Origin of the sequence: Acidocella sp. (assembly GCF_035535915.1) — a bacterium.
GTDB lineage: Bacteria > Pseudomonadota > Alphaproteobacteria > Acetobacterales > Acetobacteraceae > Acidocella.
This window is the reverse complement of sequence record NZ_DATLPB010000025.1, coordinates 1-18,145: the sequence shown is the minus strand read 5'-3', so window position 1 is coordinate 18,145 and position 18,145 is coordinate 1. Positions and strand designations below refer to the sequence as shown.

Annotated in this window: 12 protein-coding genes; 8 read left to right on the top strand and 4 right to left on the bottom strand. The window is 62.6% G+C overall.

What is annotated here, in order from left to right; genetic code table 11:
* The 5 genes from VNC39_RS03560 to VNC39_RS03540 all read left to right on the top strand — a co-directional run.
* Positions 1-1,138 (top strand): CHAD domain-containing protein (locus VNC39_RS03560; protein WP_325396239.1); only part of this gene is annotated, 1,138 nt, incomplete at its 5' end.
* 53 nt (positions 1,139-1,191) lie between these two features.
* Positions 1,192-1,443 (top strand): hypothetical protein, encoded by a 252-nt coding sequence (locus VNC39_RS03555; protein ID WP_325396237.1) that lies wholly within the window; start codon positions 1,192-1,194, stop codon positions 1,441-1,443.
* Positions 1,444-1,477: 34 nt separating this feature from the next.
* On the top strand, positions 1,478-2,779 hold the full coding sequence (gene oxlT / locus VNC39_RS03550) for an oxalate/formate MFS antiporter (RefSeq protein WP_325396235.1): 1,302 nt from the start codon (positions 1,478-1,480) through the stop codon (positions 2,777-2,779).
* Positions 2,780-3,211: 432 nt separating this feature from the next.
* Entirely contained in the window at positions 3,212-6,238 is a 3,027-nt protein-coding gene (locus tag VNC39_RS03545; protein ID WP_325396233.1) for a transglycosylase domain-containing protein, read from the top strand.
* 206 nt (positions 6,239-6,444) lie between these two features.
* Entirely contained in the window at positions 6,445-7,341 is an 897-nt protein-coding gene (locus tag VNC39_RS03540) for a ketopantoate reductase family protein (RefSeq protein WP_325396231.1), read from the top strand.
* Between the two features lie 283 nt (positions 7,342-7,624).
* Here the strand turns inward: VNC39_RS03540 and VNC39_RS03535 are convergent, their stop codons facing one another.
* From VNC39_RS03535 to VNC39_RS03520, 4 genes are all read right to left on the bottom strand, one after another.
* The gene (locus VNC39_RS03535) at positions 7,625-7,828 is read right to left on the bottom strand and encodes a hypothetical protein (protein WP_325396229.1); all 204 of its coding nucleotides are present in this window, start codon (positions 7,826-7,828) and stop codon (positions 7,625-7,627) included.
* A 33-nt stretch (positions 7,829-7,861) separates the two neighbouring features.
* On the bottom strand, positions 7,862-8,998 hold the full coding sequence (cydB, locus tag VNC39_RS03530; RefSeq protein ID WP_325396227.1) for a cytochrome d ubiquinol oxidase subunit II: 1,137 nt from the start codon (positions 8,996-8,998) through the stop codon (positions 7,862-7,864).
* Between the two features lie 24 nt (positions 8,999-9,022).
* Entirely contained in the window at positions 9,023-10,645 is a 1,623-nt protein-coding gene (locus VNC39_RS03525) for a cytochrome ubiquinol oxidase subunit I (RefSeq protein ID WP_325396225.1), read from the bottom strand.
* Between the two features lie 237 nt (positions 10,646-10,882).
* Complete coding sequence (locus VNC39_RS03520) at positions 10,883-12,916, bottom strand: ATP-binding protein (protein WP_325396223.1); 2,034 nt, start codon at positions 12,914-12,916, stop codon at positions 10,883-10,885.
* A 430-nt stretch (positions 12,917-13,346) separates the two neighbouring features.
* Here VNC39_RS03520 and VNC39_RS03515 point away from each other — a divergent pair, with 430 nt between their 5' ends.
* From VNC39_RS03515 to VNC39_RS03505, 3 genes are all read left to right on the top strand, one after another.
* Positions 13,347-14,567 (top strand): EAL and HDOD domain-containing protein, encoded by a 1,221-nt coding sequence (locus VNC39_RS03515; protein WP_325396221.1) that lies wholly within the window; start codon positions 13,347-13,349, stop codon positions 14,565-14,567.
* A gap of 396 nt (positions 14,568-14,963) precedes the next feature.
* Positions 14,964-16,634 carry a carboxylesterase/lipase family protein gene (locus tag VNC39_RS03510; RefSeq protein ID WP_325396219.1) on the top strand — a complete coding sequence of 557 codons (1,671 nt, stop codon included), beginning with the start codon at positions 14,964-14,966 and terminating at the stop codon, positions 16,632-16,634.
* 104 nt (positions 16,635-16,738) lie between these two features.
* Positions 16,739-18,145: methyl-accepting chemotaxis protein (locus VNC39_RS03505; protein ID WP_325396217.1), on the top strand; the 1,407-nt coding region annotated here is incomplete at its 3' end.

The following is an 18,145-nucleotide window of genomic DNA, read 5'->3' as shown; positions in this document are numbered from 1 at the left end:
CGTGCGCACGCTGCAACCCGCGCCGGGCACCACCATCAGGGCGTGGTTCGATGAAGGAACCCTCAATGCCGGCGCCGCGTCGGAACCGGTCCGCGATCTGGCGCTTGAAGCGCTGAGCGGAGATTCCGGCGCGACCTATCGTTTCGCATCGCATCTGCACGCCAGGATTCCGCTCGCGATCTCGCTCGACAGCCTGGCCACGCGCGGCCTGCGGCTCGCCTCCGGCAATCTGCCGGCCAGCGAGAAGCCCGGGCCCATCGAGCTTCCCGCCACGGCCTCGGGCGCCGCCGCGTTCCGCCTGCTCGTGGCGGAATGCCTCCACCATCTGGTCACCAATCAGCCCGCCGCCTTGGCCGGCAGCATCGAAGGCGTGCATCAGATGCGCGTCGCCATTCGCCGGCTCCGCGCGCTCCTGCTGCTTTACAAGCCGGTACTCGACCCGCGCCGCTTCGCGCAATTCGATCATAATCTGCAACGAATTGGCCGTGTCTTCGGGCAGGCCCGCGATTGGGACGTGTTCTGTGCCGAGCTGTTGCCGGACGCCAGCCGGCCGCCCGCGTCGGCCGATATTTATGACGACCTCAAATCCGTCGCCGCGGACCGGCGGCACGATGCCCACGACGCTTTCATCAAGGAATGCGGGGGGCACAGATACACTGCGACGGTTCTTGACCTCGCCGCCTGGGCCGAGGAGGGGCAAGACAAGCCGGACCGCCTCGGCCGCGCAAAGCTCGCGCGGGAGCTGCAAGATCTGGCGCCGCGCTGGCTCGACCGGCTGGCCCGCAGGGTTGAGACCAGAGGGCACAACATAGCGCGGGCCAATGATTCGGAGCTGCACCTACTGCGCAAATCAATCAAGAAATTGCGTTACGGCATAGAGTTTACCGATCGTCTTTTCTCACGGAAAAAATCCCGCCTTTATCAGAAGCGCTGCAAGGCGCTGCAGGACACGCTGGGCCGCATCAATGACAGTTCCACCTCCGTCCAACTGGCAAGGACATTGCTGCGAAGTACGAAAATCGATCTGCGCCCTGCCATCTCCGCCCTCGCACGCCACCAGAAAAAGCAACGCCAAAGCGGCGTGAACGAACTGGCCAAACGTTGGAAAGCATTCCGGCGTGAAGCGCGCTTTTGGTGACGCCCTGCGCCCCTTCGCAAAGCGCGTCACGGGAGACGAAACCTGCCGCATCCATGCGCGCCGCGGCACCATTGGCGCAAAAAAGAGGCAAGCCACAAAAGGCAATTTATCGCAAAAAAGAGGCAAAGCATTTTGTTAGTTTGAGACCCCGCCGGATTCGTCGTGACGAACCCAGACAGCGCAAGCTTTGGCGCCGCTTTTTTCAACAAGCCATCACCATTTTTGTTGGCACGAGACTTGCTTTGATCCGTCGATGTTTTTTGGAGGCGCATTCGCCCGGCGCGGGCGCGCAGCCGTTGATTTAAAGCTGCCCGTCCCGCGGGCAAAAGGAAGGTTTAAGTGACGACGACGAATACCCAGCCCACCGGCCGCTGGATCCAGCTCGGCCTGGGGCTCATCTGCATGGCCTCGATCTCCAGCCCGCAATATGTCTGGGCATTGTTCACCAAGCCCATGACCGCCGCCTTCCATGTCGGGCTGCCCACGATCCAGGTAGCCTTCTCCATGCTGATCCTGCTGCAGGCCTTCCTCTCGCCTCTCCAGGGCTGGCTGGTCGGCAAGCTCGGCCCGCGCCTGCTGCTTTCCACCGGCGCGCTGCTCACCGGGTTGAGCTGGGTTCTGGCCTCGCATGTCAGCACCGTGACCGGGCTTTACCTCACCTACGGCCTGCTCGGCGGCGTCGGCACCGGCATGATCTATGTCGGCGTGGTCGGCCATGTGGTGCAATGGTTCCCCAACCGCCGCGGCTTCGCGAGCGGCGTGGTGGCGGCCGGCTACGGGTTTGGCGCCGTCCTCACTACCTTCCCGATTTCCACGGCGATCAAGACGGAAGGCTATCAGCACGCGCTGCTCGAATGGGGCATCATCCTCGGCGCCGTCGGCTTTGCCGCGGCCCTCGGCCTGAAGCGTCCCCCCTCCGCCCTGCAGGCTGCGACGCCCGCTTATCCGGCGGCGAAGGAAACCACCCGTAGCTATACGTCGGGGCAGATGCTGCGCACCCCACTCTTCTGGCTGATGTTCGTCATGATGACGCTGATGGCGAGCTCGGGCCTGATGGTCATTTCCCAGTTCGGCGCCTTCTCCCGGGATTGGGGCCTGGCTGACGCGCTGGTGTTCGGCCTGCCGGCGCTGCCGCTGGCGCTCTCGATCGACCGCATCACCAACGGCCTGACCCGCCCGTTCTTCGGCTGGGTGTCGGACCGGATCGGCCGCGAAAACACCATGCTGCTCGCCTTCGCCACCGAGGGCGTGGCCATCGCCATCTGGTTGTGCACGCGCGGCGATCCGACCGCGTTCGTGCTGATGTCCGGCGTGGTCTTCTTCGGCTGGGGCGAGATTTTCTCCTTGTTCCCTTCGACGTTGACCGACACGTTCGGCATGAAGCACGCCACCGCCAATTACGGCTTCCTTTACATCGCCTTTGGCGTGGCGTCGGTCCTGGGCGGCCCGCTCGCGGCCCTGCTGCACAAGGAAACCGGATCCTGGATGCCGGTGTTTGAACTGGTCATCGCGGCAAATTTCGTGACGGCCCTGCTGGCGGCCTTCGTCCTCAAGCCGATGCGCCGCCGTTGGATGAGCGCTTCCGCCCAACCTTCCCACGGCCGTGCAAGCATCGGCCGCGAAGCGCTGGAAAGCGTCTAAATCTAACGTTCCATTCGCTGTAGGAAACGCCGCGCGGCAAACCGCGCGGCGTTTTGCATTTCCTCGCCTCCAAGATTTTCGGGCCGCCCGAACGCCACACGTCGCGCCGTGGCAAAACCGCCTCATCACACAAACATCATCGGTTTTTCTTAATGTTTGCTTAGAAAGCGCACCCGGTCCCCGCACGCTTCGTATATAATGACGGCTGGCCGCAAGATGCTGGGTTGACGATGATCCGACCGCAAAACGCGTCAGACCGGGCTGACGCGAAACCTGTCAGCCGAGGCCCAGCCAAAGTGTAAAGGCCACGGACAGGAGAGGGCAGCAGCGATGACAGAGGCGGCGTCGAGGAGAGATCTCGATGACAGCCGGGCAGCCAATAAGGACAAAGCGAGGACAATCTCCGGCAGGCTGAACCGGATTTTCCGCGGTATGGTCCGAAGACTTTACTGGCTTTGCTGGCTGGTCGTACTGGGTCTGTTGGGCTGGGGCCTCGCCACCGAGGCCCGCACCTCCTATCTCCAAGCCCACTACTTCACCCGCCTTGACCGCCAGATCTCCTACAATCTGGCGCCGGGGCCGAGCCCGTCGATCCGCTTTCCGGGCCCCGGCCCTTACGATGTCCGCCTCGGCTACGCCGATCTACCGACCATCATCACCTCGCTGACGGCGCATCAATTGCAAATCAGCCAGCAGGCGCGCTGGTCGCCGCGCCTCGACTGGTTCGTGGACCATGGCGGCTACACGCTGTACACGCCAAAGCAGCAGACCGGACTGCAGATGTTCGACCGCAGCGGCGTCACCTTGTTCAGCGCGCGCTATCCGCAGCGTTTCTATCAGCAGTTCAGCGAAGTTCCGCCGGTGGTGGCGAACAGCCTGATGTTCATCGAAGACCGCGACCTGCTCGAAACCACCGAACCGAAACGCGATCCGGCGGTCGAATGGAGCCGTTTCATGCTGGCCGCCGGCGCCCGCATCGCCGGCACGATCAACCACCGCTGGCAGCGCGGCGGCGCCAGTACGCTCGCCACCCAGATCGTGAAATTCCGCGACTCCCCCGGCGGCCGGACCGACAGCATCGGCGAAAAAATGCGCCAGATGGTCACCGCCGCCGCCGCCGCCTACCAAGGCGGCCCCGACACGCTGCCGGCCCGCAAAAACATCCTCGTGACCTATCTGAATTCCACGCCGCTCGCCTCCTATCCCGGTTACGGCGAGGTCATCGGCCTGCCCGAAGCGATGTGGATCTGGTACGGCGCGGATTTCAGCGCCGCCGGCAACCTCCTGATGTCGCCGGCCACCGATCCGGCGACATTGGCCGCCCAGGGCCAGGCCTATCGCGAGATGCTGAGTCTGCTGCTCGCGGGACGGCGGCCGGCCTATTACCTGCTGCAGAACCGCGCCGCGCTCGAGGCGCTGACAGATTATTATGTGCGCCAGCTCGGCCGCGCCGGCATCATCTCGCCGGCGCTGCGCGATGCCACCCTGGCCAGCCGCCTGCCCTTCCGCGACGACATGCCGCCGCCCGCCCCGGTCTCTTTCGTCGATAACAAGGCGACCGGGTGGATGCAGGCCGAGCTGCTCTCTTTGTTGCACGTGCCGAACACCTGGAGCCTCGACCGCTTCGACCTCACGGCCCGGACCAGCCTCGACGAGGCGGCGCAGCAGCGCGTCATCGCCGTCCTCACGCGCCTGAGCGACCCCGCTTACGACCAGTCTTTGGGTTTGGTCGGCAAATATATGCTGGCCGGCGCCACCCCCAAGCCGGCCCTCATCAATTGGAGTTTTGTGCTCTATGAACGCGGCGCCGACGCCAATTACGTGCGCATCCATGCCGACAGCCTCGATGCGCCGTTCGACATCAATTCCGGCGCCATGCTCCAGCTCGGCTCGACCTCCAAGCTGCGCACGCTAACCACCTATCTCGACATCATAACATCTCTGAATCGGAGCCTCGCCCCGCTCAGTACCGCGGATCTTGCGCATCTCGGCACGACGGCGCCGGACGCGCTCACGCGCTGGGCCGCCACCTATCTCGCCACCGCCAAGGACCGCAGCCTGCGGCCGATGCTCGAAGCCGCGATGCAGCGCACCTATTCAGCGTCCCCGGTCACCTTCTTTACCGGCGGTGGCGACAATAGTTTCGGCAATTTCGAGCCCTGGGAGGACAGCACGGTTCCCACCGTCGAATTCGCCTTTGAGAATTCGATCAACTGCGCCTTCATCCGGCTGATGCGCGATATCCGCGATTATGAAATCGCCGCCGCCGGCATCGACGAGAAATACCTGCTCTCCCACCCCGACGACCCTGCGCGCCTGCCTTATCTGGAACGCTTCATCCACACCGAGGGGCTCCACTACCTCTATCATTTCTACGACGAGGACCGCGGCCTCACGCCGCTTCAGGCGCTCGACCGGCTGACCACCCACACCAGCCCGATGGCCAGCCATCTGGCGGTGCTCTATCTCGCGATTTTTCCGCAGGCGAGCGAAGCTTCCATGACCGACTTCCTGCGCCAACACATGCCGCGACAATCTTTTGCTGAAGTCGCCCCCGACCGGCTCACGAAACTCTACCAGCAATTCGCCGGCAACAAATTCTCGCTCAATGACGAAGCCTATGTTGCCGGCCTGCATCCGCTCCGAATCTGGCTCACCGCCTATCTGCAGACTCATCCAAATGCCGGCTGGAACGAAATCGCCGCGGCGAGCCCGCAGGCCATCGACCAATCCTACACCTGGCTGTTCCGGCGCGGCAAAACCTTCCAGCAGAATGTCCGTATCCAGACCATCATCGAGCAAGATGCGTTCGCGCGCATCTGGCAGGATTGGCGCCGCCAGGGCTATCCGTTCGACCATCTCGTGCCCTCGCTGGGCACCACGCTCGGCGCCTCGGGCGACCGCCCGGATGCGCTCGCCACCCTGATGGGCATCATCCTGAATGGCGGCGTGAGACAGCCGACCGTCGATTTCGACCGCCTCAATTTCGCCGACGGCACACCCTACCAGACCGATTTCACCAGCAAACCGGACCCCAAGCCCGTGCTCGACCCGGCGGTCGCGGACATCGAGCGGCAGGCTCTGATGGGCGTGGTCCAGAACGGCACCGCCAAGCTGCTGGCGGGATCTTATCATCTGGCCGACGGCAAGCCGATGCAGATCGGCGGCAAGACCGGCAGCGGCGATAATCGCTTTCATATTTACGGTCCCGGCGGCGCGCTGCGCGGGGAGCGGGTGGTGGACCGTACCGCCACCTTCGTCTTCTTCCTCGGCAACCAGTATTTCGGCACCGTCACCGCCTATGTTCCCGGCCCGCACGCCGCCGGCTTCAGCTTCACCAGCGCGATGGCCGCGCAACTCCTGAAGGCGTTGCAACCACAATTGGACCCGCTTCTGGGCGTGCCCGTCCCCACCGCGCCGCCGCCCAAGGCAGTGGTACAGTCCGGCCCGGCGGATTAACGCAAGAAAGGAAGCGCTACTTTTTGTGAACAAAAAGTAGCAAAAAAACTTTGTTATGCTGGGCCATGGGCTGCGTCGGCGACAACGCCCATGGCCCAGCATAAACAAAAGTTTTTGCGCCGCTTTTTTTAAAAAGCGGCTTCTTTCTTGACCCCGATCACGCCCGTGCCATGTTTGCACTCGATCCAACAGCAGAGGGTGGTGGGATGAAAATTTCGGTAATGGGGGCCGGGGCCGTCGGCAGTTACTATGGCGCCATGCTGGCCCAGGCCAAGCATGATGTGACGTTCATCGGCCGGCCCGCCCAGGTGGCCGCCTTGCGCGAGCATGGCCTGCTGGTCGAAAAAGGCGGCAGCGTGACACGCCTGGCCGTGCAGGCATCCTCCGAGCCCAGCGCGGTTTCATCGTCGGACGTCGTCGTTTTTTCCGTGAAATCGAGCGATACGGAGGCCGCCGCCAAGGCCATCGCGCCCTTCCTGCGGCCCGACGCCCTGGTTTTGAGTTTTCAAAATGGCGTGGAAAACACCGAGCGGCTGCAGCTTCTTCTGCCCCAGACCGTCATCGCCACCGTGGTTTATGTCGGCACGGATATGGCAGCCCCCAACCATGTCCGCTATCGCGGCGGCGGAAATCTGGTCATCGCCGCCTCGGCGCGCAGCCCGGAAATCGCCGACCTGTTCAACGAAGCTGGAATTTCCACGGAAATTTCAGAGAATGCCGCGGGCGCGCTCTGGGCCAAGTTCATCCTGAACTGCGCTTATAACGCCCTTTCGGCGATCACCCAGATGCCCTACAGCACATTGGCGCAAGGCCCGGAAATCGACGGCGTGTTGCATGATGCCGTTCAGGAATGCCTCTCGATCGCCACCGCCCTGGGCGTGTCCGTGCCGGGAGACACATGGGGCATGGTCGCCCAGGTCCCGGTGACGATGGCCGCGCAGCGCTCCTCAACCGCACAGGATCTCGCACGGCAAAAACCCAGCGAGATCGATTATCTGAACGGCTACATCGTTCGGAAGGGGCGCGAACTGAACATTCCCGTGCCGGTGAACCGCACGCTTTATGCTCTGGTGAAGCTGCTTGAAACGAAGAAAGAAGGTTAAGGAAGTAGCCGCTTTTTAAAAAAAGCGGCGCAAAAATTTTTATTATGCTGGGCTATGGGCGTTGTCGCTGACAACGCCCATAGCCCAGAGTAAATAAAGTTTTTTTGCTACTTTTTGTTCACAAAAAGTAGCGCTTTCCTTGCCTTTCCTTGCCTTTCCTTGCCCTTCCTCACGGATATTTCCTACGCGTGTACAGCCACGCGATGATGTAAAACAGCAAGTAAATCAGCGGCACGACGAGAATGAAGCTTTCGAGCATATCGGACATTATCTGTGCTCCCGCTCAGGATTTTGAGGCGTCGCGCGGGGCCTGCGCGGCCTCCTGGGTTTCGAACAGCACCGCGCCCGCCACGGCGATCAGGATGATCATCATCGTGCCGACCAGCCAGGCGAAATACCAGGGGGCATAGTCGCCGGTGACCACCGCGAGCATGATGCAAAAGGCAAGGATAAAGGCCAGGGCTGCAAATTTGATCAACTGAGTCATTGCAATGATTCCTTGAAGACGGTTGGCCATCGCCTAGTATGAGTGGTCGTTGTCAACGGCACCCACCCGCACCTTTCCGGACATCACGCGGAACGCCCAGGCGGTGTAGCAAAGGATGATGGGCACGAAGATCACGGCGAAGACCAGCATCCAACCGAGCGTGTACTGGCTGCTGGACGCGTTCCAGATCGTCAGGCCCTGGCTCGGCGCAGTGCTGGAAGGCATGAGGAAGGGGAACATGGCGGCGCCGGTCGTGCCGATCGTGCCGATCCAGGCAATCGCGCCCAGCCACCAGCCGAGGATCGGTTTGCGCGCGGCCAGCGCCAGCGCGCCCAGCACCATGCCCACCACGCCCAGCAGCGGCAACAGCCACAGCGCCGGCATCGCATGGAAATTATTCATCCAGGCGCCGCTTTGCATGGCCACGGCCGGGCCGCCGAGCGGCGTCGCTTCCATGGCGGGATTGACCAACGCCGTATAGGCGAAGCCTTTGATGCTCCGCACCCAGACGCCGCCGATGACGAACAGCAGGGCCGCGACCAGGCCGGCAACCGTGGCGATGCGCCGGGCCCGCCCATAGATCGGCTCTTCGCCGCGAATCATCAGCATCGCCCCGCCCTGAAAGATCGACAGCGCCAGCGAAAGCAGGCCGCATAAGATCGCGAAGGGGTTGAGCAGATACCAGATGAATGATTCATCCTGCTGGTACTGCCCGTCCCAATCGAAATGGAACCCCACCCCCTGCAGCACATTGCCCATGGCCGCGCCGTAAATGATCATCGGCAGCGCGCCGGAGATGAGGAACACCCAGTCCCAGCTCTGCCGCCAATGCGTCGCGTCGACCTTCGAGCGATATTCGAACGCCACCGGCCGCATGATCATGCTGAACAGCAGCAGGATCATCACGATGTAAAAAATCGAGAACGAGGTCGCGTACAGGGTTGGGAAGGCGGCGAAGATCGCGCCGCCGCCGAGGATGAACCACACCTGGTTCCCGTCCCAATGCGGGCCGATGATGTTCAGCGCCACCCGCCGCTCGCCGTCGGTCTTGCCGACGAAGCGCAGCAACGTGCCCACCCCCATATCCATGCCCACCATCACGCCGAGGCCGATGAGCAGGATGCCGAGCAGCAGGGCCCAGATCAGTTTCAAGACAACATAGAGTTCCATGACGGGGTTCCTTCTCCGCTCAGCTCATTTCCACGACTTGGCGGCGTAGCCCGGTTCACCGAACACATGGCGCGGCGCTGACGTGGATTCTTGCGCCGGCTCCGGCGTTTCGCCGTGCGGCGTGGGGCCCAGGCGGGCGAACCTGAACATCAGATAAAGCTCGACCGCGATGAACAGGCTGTAGAGCAGCACGAATCCCGCCAGCGAAAACACCATGTAGCCGACCGAATGCGAAGAGGCGGACATGAAAGTCGGCAGCATGCCGAACACGCTCCAGGGCTGGCGCCCGTTCTCGGCGGTGATCCAGCCATATTCACAGGCCAGCACCGGCAGCGGGATCGCCCACAGCGCCGCCTTCAGCACCCAGCGATTCTCTTCCAGCTGGTTCTTCAGGCTGTAATAGGCGGCAAAGGCGAACACCAGGACGAAGAGCAGGCCCAGGCCCACCATCAGCCGGAACGCCCAGAATTCGACGAACACGTTGGGGATCGCGGCGCGGGCCGTCTTATCCAGCACGCCCGGCAGCGTCGCCGGGGTGATCTTGGTCAGGTCCTGGTCCGGGGCATAGCGCTGGGCCAGGAAGCCATAGCCCATATCGCCTTCATACTGGCGGAAGGTCGCGAGCGCGGCGGGGCTCTTGGTCGTGGCATAATCCTGCAGCGCGATGACCGCTTTCATGCCGTTCACGGCTTTCTGCTTGGCCTGGTCCTCGAGCTCGAAAATGCCGGGGATCGGCGTGCTTAGCGAATGCGTCACCAGCGGCGTCAGCACATAGGGTATGCCGATGGAGAAAATGTCCTTCTGCGCATTCTGGTCCGGAATAGCAATGACCTTCCACGCCTCCGCCGGCTTGGTGGTGTGCCAGGTATCCTCAATCGCCGCGAGCTTGGTCGGCTGCACGAGATCATCGAGACGGCCCAGCGCGTCGCCGAGCGTAATGACCGCAAGCGACGAGATCACCCCGAACAACGCCGCCATGCGGAACGAACGCAGTGCGAATTCGCGATGACGCTGGTGGAGCAGATAGAACGCGCTGATGCCCATCACGAACATCGCCGCCGTCACGAAGCCGGCGATGGAGGTGTGCACGAACTTCGCCTGCGCATCATCGCTGAAAATCAGCGCGCCGATGTCGGTGAATTCCAGGCGCATCGTGTCGGGATTGAACTTCGCCCCGACCGGATCCTGCATGAAGCCATTGGCGATCAGGATCCACAAGGCCGAAAGATTGGAGGCGAGCGCTACGAGATACGTGACCGCGAGATGCGCCGGCTTGCTTAAGCGGTCCCAGCCAAAAAACATCAGGCCGATGAAGGTGCTTTCCATGAAGAAGGCCATCAGACCTTCGATCGCCAGCGGCGTGCCGAACACGTCGCCCATGAAATGCGAGTACATCGACCAGTTGGTGCCGAACTCGAATTCCATCGTCAGGCCGGTAGCGACGCCGATCGCGAAATTGATGGCGAACAGCTTGCCCCAGAAGAGCGTCATGTCCTTGTAGATCTGCTTGCCGGAGATCACGTAGACCGTCTCCATCGCAGCGAGCATCAGGGTCATGCCAAGCGTCAACGGCACGAACAGGAAATGATACAGCGCGGTGAGCGCGAATTGCAGCCGTGAGAGTTCGACAACCGTTGAACTTATCATCGCGTCGTTCCTGGTCCTGTTCAGATGCTACGGGACCTCTCTAGAACTTGAACAACACGGCAACCTTGATCTGTATCAAGGCCGTCAAGGCGGAAGGAAAGAAAGCGCTACTTTTTGTGAACAAAAAGTAGCAAAAAAACTTTATTTACTTTGGGCCCGTGCCGTTTCAGCGCCTCAGGCCCAGCGTAAACAAAAGTTTTTGCGCCGCTTTTTTCAAAAAGCGGCCGCTTACTTACTTTACGATGCCTTCAGCTTCGCCAGGGCCGTGCATAATTGCGGCCAGTCGATCGGTTTGGTGAGGGTTCCGTTCATGCCGGCCGCGAGATAGCGTGCCTGCTCCTCGGGCAGGACATTGGCGCTCAACGCCAGCACCGGCACCGCGCCGGCCGGCGGCGGCAGCGTCCGGATCTGGCGTGTTGCCTCCACCCCATCCATTCCCGGCATCCGCACATCCATCAGCACCACGTCGAACCGCTCCCGCGCGGCCAAGGCGACGGCCTCCTGGCCGTTCTCGGCGGTCACGACCTCATGGCCGTATGAGCGGAGCTTATCGGCGATGAGCACCCGGTTCAGCTCGACATCCTCCACCAGCAGCACCCGGCGCGGCGGGCTCGGCTCGGGCACGCGCGGGGCGGCTGGCGGCGACGGGAGGCTGCCCCGCTCCAGCGGGACCTCGAACCAGAAAAGGCTGCCCATGTCCGGCCGGCTTTCAACCCCGATCTCACCGTCCATCGCTTCGACCAGCGTCTTGGAAATCGCCAGGCCGAGCCCGCTGCCGCCATAACGCCGGACCGTCGAGGCATCCATCTGGGTGAAGGCCGTGAACAGGTTCCGCTGCTGCTCCACCGGGATGCCGATCCCCGTGTCGCGCACGTCGAAGCGAAACCGCTCGCGCCCGTCGCCGGCCTTACGCCGGCCGATCGTCACCGTGACGCCGCCGCGCGGCGTGAATTTCAACCCGTTGCCGACCAGATTGACCAGCACCTGCTGGAGCCGGGTCGGGTCCCCGCGGAGCATGAAAGGGGATGCGAAATCACCGTCAAACCGCAGCTCCAGCCCGCCTTCGGCCGCCTGCGGCGCCAGCAGAGAGCGCACCTGCTCGATGATTTCGGTCAGGTCGAAATCGATCGTTTCGAGCTTCAGCTTTTTCGCCTCGCCCCTGGAGAAGTCGAGAATGTCATTGAGCAGCGCCAGGAGATGCCGGCCCGACCTATGAATGCCGGCCGCATATTCGTGCTCCCTGGTCGGCAGGTCAGCCTCCAGAAGCAGATCCGCCATGCCCAGGACACCGGTCATGGGGGTACGGATTTCGTGACTCATGACCGCCATGAACTCCGATTTGGCGCGCGCCGCTTCCTGGGCGGTCTCTATGGCCTCCCGCAACTGCCCCATGAGTTTCTCTCGCTGTTCCAGAAACCTGGCCACCGGCAGGGTCGTGAGCAGCACCGACGTGATGAAAACCTGCAGCAGCTGCACTTTCACGACCGCATCCGGACCCGCATGCCGTGCGATCCCCCCATGCCCGAGCATGGTGCCCCAGACCACGACCGCGGACAAAGCGGCCGCAGCCGTCGTCGCGCCGAGCAGCCGGCCCTTGAAGGTGGCGAGCAGCAGAAAGGGGAAGACCAGATACAACCCCACCAACTGCCGTTCGCAAACCAAATAACCCACCAAGGCGACCAAAGCGGCGAGAAGCAAGGCCTGCCCCGCCTGCCGGCCGAAATGGTCTGTCCATAATGCGGGCTCGCTCCAACTCAGCAGCAACGGCACCACGATCAGCAGGCCGCCGACGTCGGAGAGATACCACGTCACCCATCCGCTGAGAAAAGGGGCGCCGTACATAAGGGCGAGCCAGCCGGCGCCTCCGACCGCGCACAACACCGGCACCGACAGGCATACCAGAATGAATCTGAAGTGCTGCCAGACATTCTGGTCGGCACCCGACAGGGCAACCACGAGCCAGATTTCAGCGATGTTCACAAGGCCGAGGATGATCCCGGTCATGGAGGTCATTTGTGTCGCAACGGCATTGGCGCCACAGCTGGCAGCCATCACCAACGCGAGCAGAACCAGCCAGGTTGAACGTTTGTTGCGCAGCAAGGCCGCCACGGCAAATCCGTTGGAAACCCAGACCGGCGTGTCGGCGCCGAAGGCCCCAATGGAGAGCGCGGCGGATGTAAAATAAGCCAGCGGCAGCACAACCGCCAGCCAGAGGGGCGGAAGCGCGATCTTGAAGCCGCTCACGAATTTGAACGAATCTGCGTGCAGCACGGCGTACGGTCGGCTCCTCCAGCCTGGTTCCGAGAAACATTTTATTACCTGTTAGCACAGATGGCTCTGACGTCAGGCTACTCAACCTAGGGTCGAAAAAATAGAGCCGGAATTCCGCTTCACAACTTGACCGTTCTCGGGCTATGAGACTCTCAATTCGTGGTTGGCGCACGCCGGCTTGGCCGCCGGCCGTCTTCCCGAGCGTGCGACCATCCCTGTACGGTAATCTGTATTACCGGAAATCTAATGATAAAGGCGCCTGGAACTTTGATCCAGACCAATATGACCGAGAAGCCGCCCAAACACCACAAACCGGCCGGCATCACCATATCGCCCGTCGATTGTTGAAACTGGTGGCTCCATCTGCGCCCACGGCACCGCCGCTCGCCCCTCCTCCCAAAACGCCCTTTGGCTCCTCCCGAAACGACCCATGACCGACACTCAATATTTTCTTGGACGACAGCCCATTGTCGGGCGCAATCGTGAACTGGTCGCCTACGAATTGCTGTTCCGCAGCAGCATGGCCAATGCTGCGACGGTGCTCGACGACATCGGCGCCAGCGCCACCGTCATTCAACATACCTTTTCGGATCTGGGCATGCCCCTGGCCCTGGGCGACAAGCAGGGTTTCATCAATCTCCCCACATCGCTGCTGATGAGCGACCTCATCGAAGCGCTGCCCCCGGACCGGGTCGTCCTGGAAATCCTGGAAAGCGTCACCTTGACGCCGGACGTGCTGGCGCGGTGCCAGCAATTGCGCGAAGCCGGCTATGCGCTGGCGCTCGACGATGTCGTGGGGCTCTCGCCCGAGCAACAGGCGATTCTGCCGCTGGTCAACCTGGTCAAGCTCGACATGATGGCGTTGAGCCAGGAGCAGATCGCCGACCTGGTACGCGACCTGCGGCCCCACGGCGTGACCCTGTTAGCGGAAAAAGTCGAAACGTTGGAGCAGTACGAGTTTTGCCGGGAGCTCGGCTGCGACCTGTTCCAGGGCTATTTCTTCGCCAAACCAGTGATCCTGACCGGGCGGACGGTGCCGCCCTCATCCTTGGCATTGCTCAGGCTGCTCAGCCTGATCGTCGCCGACGCCGAGGTCGAAGAGCTCGAACACGCCTTGAAGCAAGCGCCGAGCCTGACGCTGCGCCTGCTCAAAATGGTCAACGCCGCAGCGTTCGGCATGAAGAAAAAAATCTCCACCCTGCGCGAAGCCATTTTCATGCTCGGCCGGCTGCAGCTGAGCCGCCTGGTTCAGATCATGTTGTTCGCTCAGCAGAACGATGTCGCCATGACGGCGGATCCGGTGCTGCAAACCGCCATCGTCCGCGCCCGCCTGATGGAAGGGCTAGCCGATGCGCTCGACCGGTCGGCGCTGCGCGACCGCGCCTTCATGGTCGGCATGCTCAGCCTGATCGACGTCGTGTTTCAGCAATCCATGGCGGACTTGCTCGCCCTCATCAACCTCGAGGAAAGCCTGCAAAGCGCCATCATGCGCCGCAGCGGGCAGCTCGGCAGCCTGCTGCAGTTGGTGATGGCCAGCGAGGCCGCCGACGGCACGGAACTCCTGGCCTTGTTGCCGCAGTTCCCACAGCTGCGTGCCGACCAGTTCAACCAACTGCAGGTGGAAGCGCTCAACTGGGCGAACCACATTTGACATAACCCTGGTGCCCCGCATCTGGCTAACAATGCTTATGGCTCGGCTGACAAGGGGCCGACACCCGGATCAGCCGCCCCGAACCCAGGTGACGGCGACAAAAACACAATCAAAGGTTGAATAATCATTGATGTGTTGCTATCCTCGTTGCATCGCTCACGTATCTTGTAACTTGTAACTAACCCCTATTCGGTACCCCCATTCATCCGACGCAAAATTGCCGTCAGGCAACGCTTATGTCTCGGCGTTTCGTGTTCGTCCCGGAGTCCGCCACGCGCGAGCCTGCCGGATACGCCACCTCCCCCGCCACAAGGATCTGCGTCTTTCGCGCCGGAAAACACCGGACCGTGTCGTCCAGGGTGCGGGGAAAGCCTTTGTTATTGGAGTGAAGATCTTATGTCGGAACAACATGATGCGATCCTTGACCCGGCCAGCGCAGCCGGCGCGCGGCCAGGACGCCGCCGTCTGCTTCAAGGTGCCGCGGCGCTTGGCGGCGCCGGTCTTTTAGGCCTTCACAACGCCTTCGCCATGCCCGCCGCTCCGGTGGTGGAAACCACCTGCGGCAAGCTGCGCGGCGTGCGAAACGGCGCCAGCATCAGCTTCAAGGGTATCCCCTATGCCGCCTCGACAGGGGGCGCGAACCGCTTTCTACCGCCTGCTCCGGTCACGCCCTGGGCCGGCATTCGCGATGCCGATACGTTCGGAAACTCCGCGCCGCAGCACCCGGAAAAGCTCTCACCACTGAACGACTGGTATTCGCCGTTGCAGCCCATGAGCGAAGACTGCCTGTTCCTCAATGTCTGGACGCCGGAACTGAAGGCGCGGAAGTTGCGCCCGGTCATGGTGTGGCTGCATGGCGGCGGCTGGGTCACTTGCTCGGGCACGGCTCCCGGCTTCGACGGCAGCGCGCTCGCCGCCCATGGCGATGTGGTGGTGGTCACCATCAATCACCGGCTGAACGTGCTCGGCTATCTGGATTTGAGCGGCAGCGACGAACGCTTCGCCGATGCCGGCAATGCCGGCGTGCTCGACATGGTGGCCGCTTTGCGCTGGGTCCGCGACAATGCGCAAGCTTTCGGCGGCGATCCGAACAATGTGACGATTTTCGGTCAATCGGGCGGTTCGTCCAAAGTGATCACATTGATGGAGATGCCGGCGGCGAAAGGGCTGTTCCACAAAGCGATCGCGCAAAGCATCTCCGGCGGCCTGCGCCTGGACGGCCCGGACGAGGCCGCGCGCCAGGCGGCGCAACTCGCTGCAGCGCTCGGCCTGCCCCGCGCCGATGGGGCGACCTTGCAAAAACTGCCGATGGCGCAATTGCTGGCCGCGATGAAAAAGGTGCCCGATTCGTTCCGGCCAGTCCTCGACCAACGTTCCTTCACCCGCAACCCGTTCGATCCCGATGCCGCCAGCCCCGGCCTGGATATCCCGCTGCTGATCGGCAATGCCGCGACCGAAACCACCCTGTTCCTCGCTTCCAATCCGGCCAATTTCGCGATCACGGCGCCGGACGTGCAAAACCGCCTCAGCCGCTTCCTGCGTATCGACCCGGCGCGCGCCGGGCAGGTGATGGAAGCGTACCAAACCGATCTCCCCGGCGCGTCACCCTTCGACCTGCTGGCACAGGTCACCACCGATTACATCTTCCGCCGCAACACCACGGAAATCGCCGCGCGCCAGGCCGCCCGCGCCAATGCGCCGGTCTATGCTTATCTGTTCGATTGGCACACGCCTGTGCTCGGCGGCCGGCTGCATTCGCCGCACACGTCGGAAGTGCCGTTCGTGTTCGGCACGACAGCGACCGCCCCGGGGCTGCTCGGCACTGGCGCCGCTCTCGCGCCGCTGACGCGCCGGATGATGACAACCTGGGCAAGCTTCGCGCACACCGGCAATCCGAACAACGCGACCTTGCCGCATTGGCCGCGCTTCAACGGCAACACGCGCGAGACCATGCTGCTCGATCTGCACAGCCGGGTTGCCCGCAATCCGGGCGGCGCCGAGCGCGCGGCACTTAATGCCCTGCCGTTCTACGAATACAGCATGGGTTTCAATTTCACTCACGCATAGGCGTTTCCCGGGAGGCACGAGAATCGTGTCTCCCGCCACGCTGCTTCCCCAGCCAGGTCATGGCCGCGGATACCGAATCATTTTTACGACAGGGACATGAGGCTATGAAGAACATTCCGATCCTTGGGAAATTTGGCGCCATTCTCGCCGTATTCGGCGTGTTTTCCATCGCCGTCGCCCTCTATTCCACAACGCAGATGCGGTCCCTCAACACGGGCTATCTCGCCATGCGTGCCGGCCCGACGGATGCGCTGCTGCAGCTGATTCGCAGCAACATGGACATTCAGTTCGTACGTGAAAACGCCACCATGGCGATGGCCTCAAAAAACCAGGCCGTCATCCAGAAAGCTCTCGCGGGCGTGAAGACAGACGCCGCGCGTTTTACCGAGTTCATGGATCTCGGCGCCAAGGATGACCCGGCGGAGGCTGACGCCATCCAGTCCGTGAAATCGCAATTTCTTCAACTCGCGGCAGGCCCTTGCACCAACCCCAGCGAGTTCGCCGCGTCAGCCGCTGCCAACGCCCCTAACGCACCGTCACTACAAGAGCTGAGCGCTACCGAATGCACGCCGCAGTTCATTGCCGCGACCGGCGCCATTCAGCCGATCATCAACCGCCTCCGGAGTCAGGAAGCGGCTGATGTCGCCGCGCTGAAATCCACCACCAACGACGCCATCGCCATTACGCTTTACACCATCGTCGGCGGCATCGCCGCCGTGATGATCGGTGCCTTCTTCGCCATCCGCGCCTGGGTCATCGCCCCCGTCCGTGGACTGCAAGGGACGATGAACAGGCTCGCCACCGGCGACCTGCACGCCAAGGTGATCGGCAACGACCGCAAGGACGAGATCGGCGGCATGGCCCGGGCCGTGCAAGTGTTCAAAGATGCGGGCCTCGAGAAACTGCGCCTGGAGGAAGACGCCAAGGCGGCCGCCGCGCAAATGGATACGGAGCGCGCGGCCAACGAGGCGGCACGCGCGGCGGCGGCAAAACAGCAGGAATTCGTCGTGCATTCCGTCGCCACGGGTCTGGAGAAGCTTTCCAGCGGCGATTTGCTGTTCCGTTTGACGGAAGCATTCTCGGCCGATTACGAAAAGCTGCGCGGCGATTTCAATGCCGCGATGGAGAAGCTGCAGGTGACGATGCAGGCCATCGCCACCAACACGCAAGGCGTGCGGTCGGGCGCCGAGGAGATCACCCAGGCGTCGGACGATCTGTCGCGGCGCACCGAACAGCAGGCGGCGAGCCTGGAAGAGACGGCGGCGGCACTCGATGAGATCACCGCGACGGTACGGCGCACCGCCGAGGTGGCGAACGAGGCGCGCGACCTGGTCTCGACCTCGAAGACCGACGCCGAGCGGTCCGGCGAAGTGGTGCGCCAGACGGTGGGGGCGATGGACGGCATCGAGACCTCGTCCAAGCAGATCGCCAACATCATCGGCGTGATCGACGAGATCGCCTTCCAGACCAATTTGCTGGCGCTCAATGCCGGGGTGGAAGCGGCGCGCGCG

What these genes read in the sequence shown, in the direction of transcription:
- VNC39_RS03515 (WP_325396221.1), top strand. Translation starts at nt 13,347, where the DNA reads ATGACCGACACTCAATATTTTCTTGGACGACAGCCCATTGTCGGGCGC.
- VNC39_RS03540 (WP_325396231.1), top strand. Translation starts at nt 6,445, where the DNA reads ATGAAAATTTCGGTAATGGGGGCCGGGGCCGTCGGCAGTTACTATGGC.
- VNC39_RS03525 (WP_325396225.1), bottom strand. Translation starts at nt 10,645, where the DNA reads ATGATAAGTTCAACGGTTGTCGAACTCTCACGGCTGCAATTCGCGCTC.
- VNC39_RS03545 (WP_325396233.1), top strand. Translation starts at nt 3,212, where the DNA reads ATGGTCCGAAGACTTTACTGGCTTTGCTGGCTGGTCGTACTGGGTCTG.
- VNC39_RS03510 (WP_325396219.1), top strand. Translation starts at nt 14,964, where the DNA reads ATGTCGGAACAACATGATGCGATCCTTGACCCGGCCAGCGCAGCCGGC.
- VNC39_RS03535 (WP_325396229.1), bottom strand. Translation starts at nt 7,828, where the DNA reads ATGACTCAGTTGATCAAATTTGCAGCCCTGGCCTTTATCCTTGCCTTT.
- VNC39_RS03555 (WP_325396237.1), top strand. Translation starts at nt 1,192, where the DNA reads ATGCGCGCCGCGGCACCATTGGCGCAAAAAAGAGGCAAGCCACAAAAG.
- cydB (WP_325396227.1), bottom strand. Translation starts at nt 8,998, where the DNA reads ATGGAACTCTATGTTGTCTTGAAACTGATCTGGGCCCTGCTGCTCGGC.